The 14,060-nt window shown below is 38.4% G+C and carries 10 protein-coding genes; 7 read left to right on the top strand and 3 right to left on the bottom strand.

Annotated features, from left to right (window positions below):
• Nucleotides 1-244 precede the first annotated feature (244 nt).
• The 3 genes from AC21OH_RS03145 (at nucleotide 245) to AC21OH_RS03135 (ending at nucleotide 2,855) form a co-directional block, all read left to right on the top strand.
• A complete protein-coding gene (locus AC21OH_RS03145) occupies nucleotides 245-1,528 on the top strand; it encodes an aspartate kinase (RefSeq protein WP_487371298.1) in 1,284 nt (427 codons plus the stop codon).
• A 630-nt stretch (nucleotides 1,529-2,158) separates the two neighbouring features.
• Nucleotides 2,159-2,404, top strand: coding sequence for a carbon storage regulator CsrA (csrA, locus tag AC21OH_RS03140; RefSeq protein ID WP_486535324.1), 246 nt, complete (start codon nucleotides 2,159-2,161; stop codon nucleotides 2,402-2,404).
• Between the two features lie 76 nt (nucleotides 2,405-2,480).
• A complete protein-coding gene (locus AC21OH_RS03135; protein WP_487371375.1) occupies nucleotides 2,481-2,855 on the top strand; it encodes a HopJ type III effector protein in 375 nt (124 codons plus the stop codon).
• Nucleotides 2,856-2,980: 125 nt separating this feature from the next.
• Here the strand turns inward: AC21OH_RS03135 and AC21OH_RS03130 are convergent, their stop codons facing one another.
• Together AC21OH_RS03130 and AC21OH_RS03125 are read right to left on the bottom strand one after the other, a co-directional pair.
• Complete coding sequence (locus AC21OH_RS03130) at nucleotides 2,981-3,292, bottom strand: YeaC family protein (RefSeq protein ID WP_486535326.1); 312 nt, start codon at nucleotides 3,290-3,292, stop codon at nucleotides 2,981-2,983.
• 165 nt (nucleotides 3,293-3,457) lie between these two features.
• Nucleotides 3,458-4,351 (bottom strand): NAD(+) kinase, encoded by an 894-nt coding sequence (locus tag AC21OH_RS03125; RefSeq protein WP_491140402.1) that lies wholly within the window; start codon nucleotides 4,349-4,351, stop codon nucleotides 3,458-3,460.
• Nucleotides 4,352-5,025: 674 nt separating this feature from the next.
• On the opposite strand from AC21OH_RS03125, the gene AC21OH_RS03120 reads away from it, so the two are divergent.
• Entirely contained in the window at nucleotides 5,026-5,748 is a 723-nt protein-coding gene (locus tag AC21OH_RS03120) for a Bax inhibitor-1/YccA family protein (protein ID WP_487371374.1), read from the top strand.
• 92 nt (nucleotides 5,749-5,840) lie between these two features.
• On the opposite strand, the gene AC21OH_RS03115 is transcribed toward AC21OH_RS03120, so the two are convergent.
• Entirely contained in the window at nucleotides 5,841-8,750 is a 2,910-nt protein-coding gene (locus AC21OH_RS03115) for a heavy metal translocating P-type ATPase (RefSeq protein WP_487371373.1), read from the bottom strand.
• A 673-nt stretch (nucleotides 8,751-9,423) separates the two neighbouring features.
• Between AC21OH_RS03115 and mrcB the strand changes: the two genes are divergently transcribed.
• The 3 genes from mrcB to prmA all read left to right on the top strand — a co-directional run bounded on the left by mrcB (nucleotide 9,424) and on the right by prmA (nucleotide 13,971).
• On the top strand, nucleotides 9,424-11,901 hold the full coding sequence (mrcB, locus tag AC21OH_RS03110; protein ID WP_491140400.1) for a penicillin-binding protein 1B: 2,478 nt from the start codon (nucleotides 9,424-9,426) through the stop codon (nucleotides 11,899-11,901).
• A 200-nt stretch (nucleotides 11,902-12,101) separates the two neighbouring features.
• Nucleotides 12,102-12,962: a tetratricopeptide repeat protein gene (locus AC21OH_RS03105; protein WP_487371370.1), complete on the top strand. Its 861-nt coding sequence runs from the start codon at nucleotides 12,102-12,104 to the stop codon at nucleotides 12,960-12,962.
• 94 nt (nucleotides 12,963-13,056) lie between these two features.
• Nucleotides 13,057-13,971, top strand: coding sequence for a 50S ribosomal protein L11 methyltransferase (gene prmA, locus AC21OH_RS03100; protein ID WP_487371369.1), 915 nt, complete (start codon nucleotides 13,057-13,059; stop codon nucleotides 13,969-13,971).
• Nucleotides 13,972-14,060 lie beyond the last annotated feature (89 nt).

The raw sequence follows: 14,060 nt of genomic DNA, 5'->3' as shown, positions 1-14,060 counted from the left end.
CTTGGGTTGTGATATAACGTACGTTCTAATAATGGCTAAATTTTTATGGTCACCTCTTACTTTGAGTTACTGCATAAATAGATGCGTTATTTATTAAGAAGCTAATATTTAAGCTACTATTGAAACTATTATAATATAAGCTAGTTTTTTGAAGATATGGTAACCACTACGGCCATATAAAAGGCGGTAAGACTATCATTAACATTTAATTTATAAATTAAACTATCAATTCAAAGGGTTCAACATGGCGTTGATTGTACAAAAATATGGTGGTACGTCGATGGGTAGTATTGATCGTATCAAGAATGTTGCAAAGCGTGTTAAACGCTGGCACGACAATGGCCACAAAGTCGTTGTTGTTGTTTCTGCCATGAGTGGAGAAACCAATCGATTGATTGATCTTGCGAATCAAATTAGCCATACGCCAAATCCACGCGAGTTTGACCAAATGGTATCTACAGGCGAACAAGTTTCTATATCATTATTGTCTATGGCACTGATGGAATTAGGGGTTGGCGCGCGCTCATTTACAGGTGGTCAAGTTGCTATAATGACAGATGAAACCCATAACAAAGCGCGTATCTTATCTATCGATGAAACCAACATTCAGTCTGAATTGGATGCAGGTAATGTCGTTGTCGTTGCAGGCTTTCAAGGTGTCAATGCAAATAAAGACATTACGACATTAGGACGTGGTGGTTCAGACACCTCTGGTGTTGCGCTTGCTGCGGCATTAAATGCTGATGAATGCCAGATTTATACAGATGTGGATGGCGTATATACCACTGACCCGCGTGTGACATCTAAAGCTCGCAAACTTGATAAAATAACTTTTGAAGAAATGCTAGAGATGGCAAGCTTAGGCTCAAAAGTGTTGCAAATTCGCGCCGTTGAATTTGCAGGTAAATATCAGGTTCCTTTAAGAGTGCTATCGAGCTTTGATGAAGGGCAAGATGGTAGTTTTGATGATGAATTCCGCCAAAACGTTGGCACTTTAATTACTGTAGACGAAGGAGACGACATGGAACAGCCGGTAATTTCAGGCATTGCATTTAATAGAGATGAAGCTAAAATTGTCGTACGCGGCGTACCTGATCACCCCGGTGTTGCTTCTTCAATTTTAACGCCGATTAGTAATGCTAATATCGAAATTGACATGATATTGCAAAACCTATCTGACCAAGGTCTAACGGATTTTAGCTTTACTGTTAATCGTCCTGATTTTGAAAAAGCAATTGGTATTCTTGAACAAAACAAACAAGATATTGGTGCAAAAGATATTTATGGCGACACAGATGTGGTTAAGGTATCTCTAGTTGGTGTTGGTATGCGCTCACACGCAGGAGTTGCTAGCAGAATGTTTCAAGTGTTAGCAGAAAACAACATTAACATTCAAATGATATCGACCAGTGAAATCAAAATATCAGTACTCATAAAAGAACAATATCTTGATAAATCTGTCAAATCTTTACATTCCGCATTTGGTTTAGATAGAACAGATGGTGAAAGCAAAGTCGCTGGACTGTAAGTTATATTTTATGTTCTAACTGTTTACATCGTGTTGTATTTTGATATTTTGAATCTTTTAATTAGGTTTAGAATGTTATATTAAAAGGGCCTTAATAGGCTCTTTTTTTATGTGTATTTTTCGATTAATACGTATGTTAATGATCTATATAGAATTAAATAAATTCTTCTTAACCTGATTCGCAACCTAATTCGTTTCGGTACTTTTATTGAATTATTAATTATTGTTCGAATACAATGAATGATAATGACATATTATATTATTATCTTTATAATGTGCTGTTCGATTGAGGCCTATAGTGATGCTATTTAAGACACTCATTTATCATGAATTTAAATAGGATTTAAATTATAAAAGTTAATTATAGACAATTAAATACTATAATTTTAATGTTTTATTTGATCAAAACATTTATTGGTAGAGTGGCTTAGGGCAAATACATTACCAAGTGCAGCTGCAATTTAAAATGTAAAGCTATAATTTATTTAGTTTCGACTTTTATATATTTTAAATTGAAGGTGTTTTAAAAGGCCAATTATTTAATTAAATATATATATTGGGCAATGATATGACTAATTTTAAGTTTGGCATTTGCCAATTCTTTTTATTGCGACATAAGGAGCGTGACGCATGTTAATTTTAACTCGCAGAGTTGGTGAAACATTAATGATAGGTGACGAAGTCAGTGTCACTGTTTTAGGTGTAAAAGGTAATCAAGTTCGCATTGGTGTTAATGCACCTAAGGATATTGCTGTTCACCGCGAAGAGATTTATCAACGTATTCAGAACGAACGCGCAATGCAGTCTCAAATGCAGCATCTTGAACAAGGCAACTTTCCTGCTTCATTCGATGATGATGATTTCTTTAATAGATAATCTTATTTTTTAATGCGATAAACCCTTTATACTGTTCTACTAATATTTTTCATCTTTTAGAAATTAAGAGGCTTTTATGAGTATCCGCCAATCGGACGTATCTGCATTACTAAATGGACTAAGTAAAAAAGCCATAGGCTTCGATGATGTCATTAACTTTATCGATGATTTTTATCGTTACACTCCCGTTAAGTTCACTAACGGTCAGGTAGTTAATGAAGCTGGCACAAATGAGGGCAGTGCTAAAATTTTTGGTTTCGCTAAGCATCATAATTTAAGCCAAATGGACACTCTTAAACTTTTTGGCGAGCATTATGACTCCGTCTTATCAACGCCAAATGGTACAGATCACGCCAACATTCGCAATTTTATTCATTGGGGATGGCAAGCCTTTTTAATGGAAAAGAATCCATTAACAAAACGTCCTAATGTAGATGTTAAAAATATTTAATATTGCTTTATGACTAAAAAAAGACCAGCATTTGCTGGTCTTTTTTTATGAATTCATTTTACTGTTTCGATCAATCCTGTGACTTATATAAAAATAACTTATTCTTAAAACCAATTTATAAAATATCACTTATTACGGAATTTTACCGCCTGAATATCACCTTTAGGATTAGGTAAGTTAGGATAATGATGATCGTGCTCTACATCGCATTCTTCACCCACAACCGACCCATCTTTTTTAATAGGCTTATGAATATATCCTACTCGCTCTTGCGGAGGTAGGTTTTCATGCTCCCACACCATTACAGCCTGCATGCAAGTTTCACGCTGTTCAGACGACAGCTTTGATCCATCAGGCCACTTCCCAATTTCTATCGCTAATTTAAACGACTCCACTAATTCAGGTGTCATTGCGTTTAAAATTTTTTGTTTATCCATGATGCCCTCTATGACATATACGAGTACGTAAGTGCTAGAACTTTCAAATCAATTAGCTACAGTATAAATCAAACAATGAGACAAGGTTTTGGTTAAGCTGTATACCTCTAAGTTTATTGATAGATAATAAAAGTAGAATTTCACTCAGGACGAACTAATGATTATTTAATCATCATCTCCATCTAAGGAAAATTCTTCTGCATGTACGTTCCAATTAAGCTTGGTACGGCATGCTTTATAAAAATCAAATCCAGGAGGATGAATCAGGGTTAATTTGTCTGGATGTTTTCTAATATGCAGCCGCTGATGTTGATCAATTTGTATACTTTGCTTACCATCCGCGCTTACCATGGGCTGGGTGCGATTGTCTTTATGGATTCTTATAATAATTTCACTTTGATCGCTTACCACTATGGGTCGACTTGAGAGGGTGTGTGGATGCATAGGTACTAAACATATGGCATCTAAACTTGGATGTATGATCGGACCCCCACCTGATAAGGCATAAGCTGTAGAGCCTGTGGGCGTCGCAACAATTAATCCATCGCTGTGCTGACGGTAGACATCTAATCCATCAATCTTGAGCTGAAAATCTATCATATGTACAGATTTACCGGCATGTAGAACCACGTCATTTAGCGCCATATCCTGATGAATAACCTCACGCCCTTCTCTTATTTCCATTGTGAGTAAAAAACGTTGATCGAGTTGATAGTCACCCATAAGCACTTGACGTAACTTGGTCCCTACTTCATCAGGATTGACATCTGTTAAGAACCCTAAACGGCCCCTATTGACACCCAGCACGGGGACTCGGTATCTAGCTAAAGCTTGGGCGGCATGTAAAATAGATCCATCTCCCCCGACTACAATGACAAGATCGCATATCTCACCAAGTAAACTACGTTTGACCATATGTAGTTTATTTAATTTCTCAAGTTCCAATTCTGGTAAACCAGCTGTTTCAGAGTCAATATATAAATCAAGGCCCATGTCATTAATACGCTGCCCAATCTCATGAATAGTCGTAATTACGCCCCGTTTTCTGGCACGGCCCATAAGTCCAATACGTCTAAATGCAGGGTTTTTAATTGAATGAAAATGTGTCGATTCTGATAGGTTTGGAATTTTGTCAGATTGCGCAGAGCTTTCCATAGGCATTGGTAGATCTAAGTTGATTAAAATGTATCAAAGAGGATAAATCCGAAATAAAATACCTTATTATTTTTAATCTAATAATCATTTAAATGAGTAATTATATCGGGTTAATGACAGGTTTAAAGCGTATCATACTATGCTTTGTACGTCATTAATAACTGCGTACATTAAAACATACTTTTAGCGTTGAAAAATTTAGCAGGTTATATCAGAAATTATTTAAAAAGTTATTGAGTTAGAATCACTTAATTCTCATTTAAGCATTGAATTTGAGTCTATTTGTTACCATTATAACCTTATAAAGGTATCTTTGTATGTTGAATGCGCTTCAAACATTATCGATTACGCTCACTAAAATCTTTACTAACATTATTATAGTGCGCTATTATGAACGTTAATTAGCTCTATTAATTATTCTAGTTAAGAACTATTTTTTCTATTTAATTACATTGTGGCTTATATACTGCTATAAATTTGTTTGTTTATGAAGACTTAGTTCAATAAGACAGTTCCAAAATTTAACGTTTATAGAGTAACTTAAAAGCTCAAATTTATATATTAAGGGAATTAACAATATGGCAAATCCTATTGTCAGTCGTGCAGAGCTCGCAGTTGGCGGCAAGTCTATGTCCGTTAAGGGTGTTATACATAAGACCAGTTTCTTACTGGGTTTGAGTGCTATTGCTGCTTTGAGCTTCTTCTTCTTTATTGTAAGTGGTGGTATTAGTGGTGGCATGGTGCAAATGGTCACCTTTGGTAGTATGTTTATCGCATTTGGTTTAGCGATATTTATAACGTTTAAACCACAAAAAGCCAAATCTCTAGCAGCACCTTATGCCATTTTAGAGGGTTTATTCTTGGGCGGTGTGTCTATTATGTTCATGGCCATTGACCCAAGCATTCCCCTTAATGCGTTAGCGGCTACATTTGTCACTGCGGCGGTAATGCTAGGACTTTACCGTTCAGGAATGATTAAAGTCAATGAAAAATTCCGCTCAATTATGATGTCGGCTATTTTTGCAATTATGTTAATTTACATCGTACAGTGGGGCTTTGTTCTGTTCGGTTCAACGCTGCCTTTCTTGTTCCAAACAGGTGGTCTTGTTGCCATTGGTTTTAGTCTGTTCGTTGTTGTTATCGCTTCATTTAGTTTGCTATTAGACTTTGATAACATTGAGCGTGGCGTGGCAGCAGGTGTTTCTGAAGATTTTGAATGGATCTTTAGTATTGGTATTCTAGCAACACTGGTATGGATGTACTTTGAATTCATGCGTTTACTCAGTCATTTCCAAGACTAATGCTCAATAAACAGTTCAATAAGTTCAATATATAAAGGTCGAATTATTCGACCTTTTTTTTGTATAAATGTTTTAATACTGATGCTATAAAGTTATGATCTTTTTAATCTAAGGGCATTGAGCACAACCACAAGTGAGCTTAATGACATGCCTATGGCGGCTAGCCATGGCGGCACATATCCTAGAGCCGCAGGTATCAAAACTACTGTATTATAACCAATAGCCCACCGTAGATTTTGTTTGATAATATGCTGCGCTTTATCTGCTATTCGCTTGGCATCCTCTACCGCAGTAACCGCGCCATTCAATATAACACTATCGCTTGAGACTTGAGCCAAATCTGCTGCACCTGCAATTGCAGTTGAGATGTTAGCAGCGGCTAATACTGGGGCATCATTAATGCCATCGCCCACCATCATTACCACCTCCCCTTTTTCTTGAAGGGCTTTGATATGATTGACCTTATCACTAGGTGATAAACCATAATACAGTTCATCGATATTTAATTCTTTAGCGATCGATTGAGCATGTTGACTTGGATCACCAGTTAAAATGATCGTTTTAATATGCTGTGCTTGTAACGACGCAATCATTTCCGCTACGCCCTCTCGCACACTGTCATTAAAATAAAACATAGCCAGAGGCTCCCAGTCGTCATTTGCAGTAGATGACTCGTTATCTTTTTGTCTTGATAACATAACTGCTGTACTGGCGTTGTGCGTCTCTAATTGCGGGGTGTAGTCCGGATAGCTATCGTTTAAGTACGAGGACTCGCTGTTTAATTTTGTACGATTTAAGGCAAAATCCACATGTCCTAATCGATAACGGTTGTTGTTACCTGCATTATGAATAATGGCTTCTACACCCCCTGCAACATGGTGCTTCAATTGACTTACTCTTGGCAGATGCAGTTGGTAAGCGGCATCTAATAAAGCCTTTGCAATTGGGTGGCGGCTACCGACTTCTAAAGTAGCGGCAAGCGCAAGTAAGTGATCAGTATTAACCGCTTCTGAACTGAATTGAGTCGTGCCGGATTCCTTATGCTGCAAATCATCAATATATAACAAGTTAGGTTTGCCATAAGTTAATGTGCCTGTTTTATCAAAAGCAACATATCTAATATCTGCTAATGTTTGAATAGTATGTCCGCGAGTGGTCAAGAACCCATAGCTTGCCAGCCGATTGGTAGATACAGTCAGTGCAATTGGCGTTGCTAACGATAATGCGCAAGGACAGGTCGCGACTAATACAGCAACTGTCGCCCACAATGCTTGAGATGGATCTATTAAATACCAGCCTATGAATACCAATACCGACAATACTAATATGCGCGCGACAAACCAGCGCGCCCAAATATCGGCTTGTTCAGCAATTTTAGGCTTTTCACTCAGCGCTCGGTTCATTAGCCGATCTATTAGTGCAATTTGGCTGTCTTCTGGCAACGCTGTAACGATCATTATAAAAGGCTGACTGTCATTCTGAGAGCCTCCTACAACAAGCTCGCCTCTTTTTTTGACGATAAGCTGACTTTCACCTGTCAGTAAACTCTGCGAGACAGTTGCAGTGTTACTACACAAGATGCCGTCTGCAACAACTTCACTACCCGCCTCAATCAGTATAATATCTCCGATGTGTAACACGTTTGCAGTCACTGATTCAGGACCTAAATCAGTTTGAGTATCGTCAATGAGCGTTTTGGCAGTCAGCAGCCCATCCCCTATCTCTGCCAATTGATCTAATTGCTCGGTCGTATATTGCTCGGTCGTATATTGCTCAGTTTTATAGTCATCGGTTATATAAAAAGCACCTTGAGCCCGATCTAATGGCTTTATATTACTATTACTTTTACTATTAGCATTGATTTTAAGTTTAGATAAATCATCGGTTTGCTCTATTGAATCTTTAGGCTGATTGGATATAAGCTGATTGACCAAGGGTAAGTCATTGCCTATACGCTGCACTAATGACGGCTCAATAACTACCAAATCATTCGCCATATTTGCCGCTTTTAAACGCGCATTGTTTTCAATATATCTACCTGCCAGTAGAAAGAAAACAAACATACTAACTGAGTCATAATACGTCTCTCCGTGCCCCATAATGGTGGCATAGACACTAGCAAAAAATGTGATGAATAGCGCAATACTTACAGGAACGTCCATGTTGACTTGACGGACTTTGATGGCTGACCATGCTGATTTGAAAAAAGGTACGGCACAATAGAAAAATACAGGTACGCTGACAAATAAAGACACCCAGCGTAAAAAGTCGCGCTGCTCAACCAGCATGCCACTAAATTCAGTATACTTACCAAAATACATACCCACTGCAAACATCATAGCCTGCATAGCACCAAGTGCCGCAATCCCTAATCGAATCAGCATTTGCTTATTATGTTTTGCAAGCATCGCTTCGTGAGTATCTTGACGATATGGCTTGGCATCGTATCCGATTTGATTGATAGAGCCCAGTATTTCACTAATGGCTAATTTGTCTTCATCCCAAACGACTCGCATACGCTGATTGGTGAGATTAACCTGACAGTTTTCGACCCCTTCAAGCTCATCAACCCTTGCTTCAATAAGCCATGTGCAAGCTGCACAGCGTAAGTTATTTACTGATAGCTCTGCTACTGAATGATTGGCATCTGAATATACAAATTGAGATTTAACATCTTCATGATCATAAGCTTTTAAACGATCAAGCTCCGTAGGCAAACTGGCGGTACGGTTAATTTCTGTACGGTCTAAATAATATTGCTCTAGTCCTGCCTCGACAATACTTTCCGAGGCCAGTTGGCACCCCATACAGCACATCAAACGCGATTCCCCGAGAATTACAGCCTTAAATGGTGTGATGGGCACAGGCTCTCCACAATGAAAACAACATCCTTCTGGTGGAAGGACTAAGTTATTAATGTCGTCTTCTAAATAAACCAGATCGGTCTGCTTGTTTTGAGAACTCTGCTGGGAATCTACAAAGGAACTAGAAGGATGGGTCATATAATTTTCACAATATATTGAATGAGCTCTGATTATTGATTTAAATTGAGAGTTATAAAATATAAGGCACGCTGCGAATAAAAAATAATTAATTAGGTAAACTTTTTAAAACAAGTAAATTAGGAAACTAACCCTTTTATTAATTTTTCTAAATTTGATGCCCTAGGTTTGTAATTCTAGGAAGTTAATTATATTATACTACGCCGTCTTATAGCATGCTGGTTAGTTTAGGTCGTGTCCCTAATAAATTAAATACGGTGTCTGTTTAAATAATTTCATATTAAATGCTTTAATACGTTTAAAAGCTTATAAACAGTCACTGAATGTGCTTCAAACCCAAGTTGTATGGAAAATAGATGAAAACAATGCGCCAAACATGCATCGCGGTGTGGTTTTAATTAATAGCATTGAAAATCATAAATTTTTACGTCATCATAACCCTGTCATCTTCAGTTGGTAAAATATCGTGTATTCAAAACCTTCATTCTCAAAAAAAACCTCTTCTTCAACGTCTCATCCAAATACGCTAAACAACGCAAACGGTGGTTTGAATCCGCTAACCCCTTCTCACGTTCCAAACCGCCCTATTCCAAACAGCTCTTTTCCAAAAAATTTGAAAAGTCAGCAAGGTGCCATTACCAGCTTTATTTTACTTATTATTATTATAGTAGGTATGCTGGTATTGGCGATGTATCTTGTAAAGCAAGACAGAGTCATAACTACAAAGTTTGAGGGTAAACGATGGAACATTCCAGCTAAGGTATACTCAAAGTCATTAGAATTATATCAAGGTGCGCCTATATCAGGGAAAAACCTTGAAAAATGGCTTGAGATGCTAAATTACCAATCCGCTTCAAATTATGACCGTACTGGCTCTTATAACAAAGCATCAGGTAAATATACCATTCATACGCGTGGCTTCAAATATAGTGCAAATGACATTGAGCCTGAGCAAGTCATTAAAATCAGCATTAATAATTCTAAAATAACAGATATTCAAAGCACTGAACCAAACGATACGGGAATAGTACGTATTGAGCCGATTACAATTGGTGGCATTTATCCTGATAATAATGAAGACCGAATTGTTGTCCCAATTAGTGAGGTGCCACAGCCCCTTATTGATGCCTTAATAGCAACAGAAGACCGTAGTTATTATGAACACAAAGGCGTTTCAGTAAAAGGTATTAGCCGCGCCATACTGAACAATTTAAAAGGCGGTAGCATGCAGGGTGGATCTACTATAACCCAGCAGCTTATCAAAAACTTTTACTTAAGCTCAGACCGTAGTTTAAAGCGTAAAGCTAACGAAGCCGTTATGGCACTTCTTTTAGAATTGCACTATGACAAAGATGAAATTTTGCAAACCTATCTGAACGAAATTAATCTAGGGCAAAACGGCAATCGATCTATAAATGGTTTTGGTTTGGCGTCACAATTTTACTTTAATAAACCATTAAAAGAGCTTCGAATAGATCAGCAAGCATTGTTGGTAGGATTAGCTAAAGGTACCTCTTACTACAACCCTAGACGCCATCCAGAACGGGCTTTAAATCGCCGTAATACCGTATTAAGTAATATGTTAGTCACTGGTAAAATAGACCAAGAGACTTATGATACTGCGATTAGCCATGAATTAGATGTGGTTGAAAAGCCGAGCGTTGGCAAAAGCCGTTTCCCCGACTTTTTAGATATTGTTAAGCGTGAACTGCGTAATAACTATCACAAAGACGATCTTAAGAACGAAGGCCTAAAAGTATTCACCACGTTGGATCCAATTGCTCAGTTAGCCGCTGATGCTGCTATAGACAAACAACTGACAACGTTACGTAAAAAGAGTGACAAGACCAAAAATTTACAAGCTGCTTTAGTAAGTGCCAATCCAGCTTCAGGCGAGTTAGTTGCAGTGGTAGGTAGTGGTAGCGAATTTACAGGCTTTAACCGCGCTATCGATGCCAATCGTCAAGTAGGTTCATTATTAAAACCTTTTATTTATATGACCGCATTAGAAAGTGGCAAGTATAATTTAGCCAGTCCTGTTAATGATAATCCTGTTACCCTAAAATTAAAAGATGGTGGCACGTGGACGCCCAAAAATTATGGGGGACGCGATCACGGCTTTGTACCTTTAACCACTGCTTTGGCTAAGTCCTATAACCAAGCGGCGGTTAATACAGGTGTAGAGTTTGGCATAGGAACGTTCATAAATCAATTGCACCGATTAGGTATCAACAAAAAACTCCCTACTTATCCATCAATCCTATTAGGCTCTGTAGAGCTAAGCCCGATGGATATGCTTGGGGTATATCAAGTTGTCGCTGCTGGTGGTTTTAGAACACCTATAATAAGTATTCGCTCTGTGGTTGATGATCGTGGTCAGATTTTGCAGCGCTCTGGGCTTGATACTAAACGCAGCATCCCACCTGGTGTAAATTATTTAACAAATTATGCCATGCAAGAAGTCGTAAGAAATGGTACTGCTAAATCTTTAAAATCTCTGGGCAGTAATTTAAACCTAGCAGGCAAGACAGGTACTACCAATGACTACCGTGATGCTTGGTTTGCAGGATATAGCGGTAACTATGTTAGCGTAGTTTGGGTAGGTCGTGATGATAATAAACCTATTGGCTTAAGTGGCGGTAGTGGGGCATTACCCGTGTGGAAAGATTACATGGGACGATTACGTTTAACGCCTGTTGATCTGGTTCAACCTGAAAATATTGAATGGTTATGGCTTCAAAACGGTACAGGTCAATTATCACATGAGAGCTGTCCTAACGCGCGTTACTTACCTGTACTCTCAAAGTATCTCCCAGAAGAGGCCAGCACTTGTGCGATACAAATCTATCAACAAGCACAATCTCAGCGTCAAATGCAGTGGTTGAGAAATGAGAACAGACAACTACTTGATCAAAGTCGTCAGAATGATACGGATAGTAGTTTGACAGAAGCTCAAGAAGAAGGTGATTATAATTACGACAATCAAAACTCAATCAATCCTAATAACTCAAATAACCCTAATAACTCTATTGACCCTAATAACCAAAGTAGCTCTGATTCCCAAAATGGCAACGCCAATAATGCTGAAACGGATGAGCAAAACGAAAATGCTGATACTTGGTATGATAGAGCGGTAGAATGGATGGAGTAGTGTGTATGCTGTAGTACAGCTATTTAGTACCCTATATAAACCCGCATACGGTTTATAATCCTAATATAGATACTCTTATGGTCAGTTACTATTTAATTGTCAGTTATTCTTTGTCGTCAGTTGCTATATATTTGCGTTATATTAAATGCTTTACTATTTTATACCCCCTTAAAACATTACTATGGAAGATTTAAAGTCTTATGATGCATACTAGCCTAGCCAAACCTCTTCAGAACAAACTTTCTATAAATTCATTATTAGTCATGGCGGGCTTAGGACTAGTAGCGTTGTCGGGGTGTCAGACCACTACTGGTATTTCTAATACAAACAGCCAGAGTACAATTGAACATCAAAGAATCGAAACACAACAACCTGTTATTAACGATACGCATCAACCTCAAAATCAAGACGTTCCCCGTGCAAGCATTGAACCAAAGGAAGATATACAGCCTCACAACAACCGTGTAGATAATCCCTTTGAAAGTGATCACACCAGACCTTCTGTACCCCATTCTACTCATGACAATAGCGTTCATAATAACAATACTCAAACCCCTACCGAGTCTAAAGCGAATGACTTTGGATTACAAAGCCCTAATACTGAACAACCCACTAGACCTAGCCGCCCTGTTAGTCCGCCTATTCGCATAGAAGATAATAGATCTGTAAATCAAATATTGCTTGAGCAAGCGCGCCAAAACTCATCACCTTCAGCTCAAGCATCTTCAAGTGGTGAAGAAGGCGACAATCTTCCTGCCTTTAGATCTTTGATGGATAAAGGCGTTTCTCAATTGCGTCAGGGTCAGACCTCCGCTGCACAAGATACCTTCACACGTGCTCAGCGCATTGCACCAAAATCATCAGCTGTTTACTTTTATCTAGGACAAGTGGCACTAAAACAAGATCAACCTTTAAAAGCAGAAGCAATGGCACGACGGGGGGTGGTAGTGGCTAAAACTTCTTCGAGAAAAACAGCCTTATGGCAAGTTATCTTAAAAGCAGGTCAGGCTCAAGGTAATCAGCGTGTGATTAATGAAGCACGTAGAGCTTTATCTAATTAACGCTTTGTCTAAATTGTAGGTTTATATTAAGGTTTCATATGAATTGACTTGTCAATTTAAGAACCCTACGTTATCACTATACTTAAGGACCACTATGGATTGGCAACAGCTACATTTGCAATGTAAAAAAGATGACGTTGATCTGGCAGAAAGCTTGTTATTAGAAGAAGGTGCACTGTCTATTAGTTTAGAAGATGCCGGTGATCAGCCTTTATTTGAACCCTTACCTGGTCAATCCCCCCTTTGGGATGAGGTTATTGTTACCGGTCTATTTGAAGCCGATACCGCTCAAGACATAGAAGCCACCGCCCAAACAATGGCAGTTTTAGTCAATGCCAGTCGAGTCTGGATTACGCCGCTTGCAGATACAGATTGGGAACGAGAGTGGATGTCGCATTATGTTCCTATCGAGTGTACAAACAATCTTTGGATAGTTCCAAAATGGCTTACCCCTCCTAACCCTGATGCTATCAATATCATGATGGACCCTGGTCTGGCCTTTGGAACCGGCTATCATCCTACTACAAGGCTGTGTTTAGACTGGTTAACTGATCAAGATCTTGAAAATAAAGTCATTGTAGATTACGGATGCGGTTCGGGTATCTTGGGTATTGCTGCTTTAAAACTAGGAGCTAAACAGGTATACAGTGTAGATATAGACCCCCAAGCTGTTTTGGCAACCCGTCAAAACGCTGAAAGAAATGACGTCTATCAGGTCCTATCAGCATATTTACCTCATGAATTTACCGATGTATTTAAAGAAAAGGGCAGTCATAAGGTAGATATGATTACAGCAAATATCTTAGCTAAGCCCCTCATGGAGTTAGCGCCCTATTTGGCAACGTTAGTAAAGCCTGGTGCGGACATTGTTCTAGCTGGTTTAATATCTGAACAACTTGATGAGGTAGTTGCCGCCTTTAAGCCTTGGTTCGATTTGAACAGCAGACATGCTTATGAAAAAGCAGAAGATTCACACTGGCACCGTTTATCAGGTAAACGAATCAATTAATATATTGTGCTTAGGCTTATTAAAGCGGTCATAAAATTTCACACCGTTTATTTTATATTCGATTATAATAGGGCATTATAAATTTTATG

The organism is Psychrobacter sp. CX10 (assembly GCF_057621575.2).
This window is presented reverse-complemented; position numbering and strand designations above follow the sequence as displayed.

What these genes read in the sequence shown, in the direction of transcription:
- mrcB (WP_491140400.1), top strand. Translation starts at nt 9,424, where the DNA reads ATGCTGGTATTGGCGATGTATCTTGTAAAGCAAGACAGAGTCATAACT.
- AC21OH_RS03115 (WP_487371373.1), bottom strand. Translation starts at nt 8,750, where the DNA reads ATGACCCATCCTTCTAGTTCCTTTGTAGATTCCCAGCAGAGTTCTCAA.
- AC21OH_RS03130 (WP_486535326.1), bottom strand. Translation starts at nt 3,292, where the DNA reads ATGGATAAACAAAAAATTTTAAACGCAATGACACCTGAATTAGTGGAG.
- AC21OH_RS03135 (WP_487371375.1), top strand. Translation starts at nt 2,481, where the DNA reads ATGAGTATCCGCCAATCGGACGTATCTGCATTACTAAATGGACTAAGT.
- AC21OH_RS03120 (WP_487371374.1), top strand. Translation starts at nt 5,026, where the DNA reads ATGGCAAATCCTATTGTCAGTCGTGCAGAGCTCGCAGTTGGCGGCAAG.
- prmA (WP_487371369.1), top strand. Translation starts at nt 13,057, where the DNA reads ATGGATTGGCAACAGCTACATTTGCAATGTAAAAAAGATGACGTTGAT.
- AC21OH_RS03125 (WP_491140402.1), bottom strand. Translation starts at nt 4,351, where the DNA reads ATGGGCCGTGCCAGAAAACGGGGCGTAATTACGACTATTCATGAGATT.
- AC21OH_RS03145 (WP_487371298.1), top strand. Translation starts at nt 245, where the DNA reads ATGGCGTTGATTGTACAAAAATATGGTGGTACGTCGATGGGTAGTATT.
- AC21OH_RS03105 (WP_487371370.1), top strand. Translation starts at nt 12,102, where the DNA reads ATGATGCATACTAGCCTAGCCAAACCTCTTCAGAACAAACTTTCTATA.
- csrA (WP_486535324.1), top strand. Translation starts at nt 2,159, where the DNA reads ATGTTAATTTTAACTCGCAGAGTTGGTGAAACATTAATGATAGGTGAC.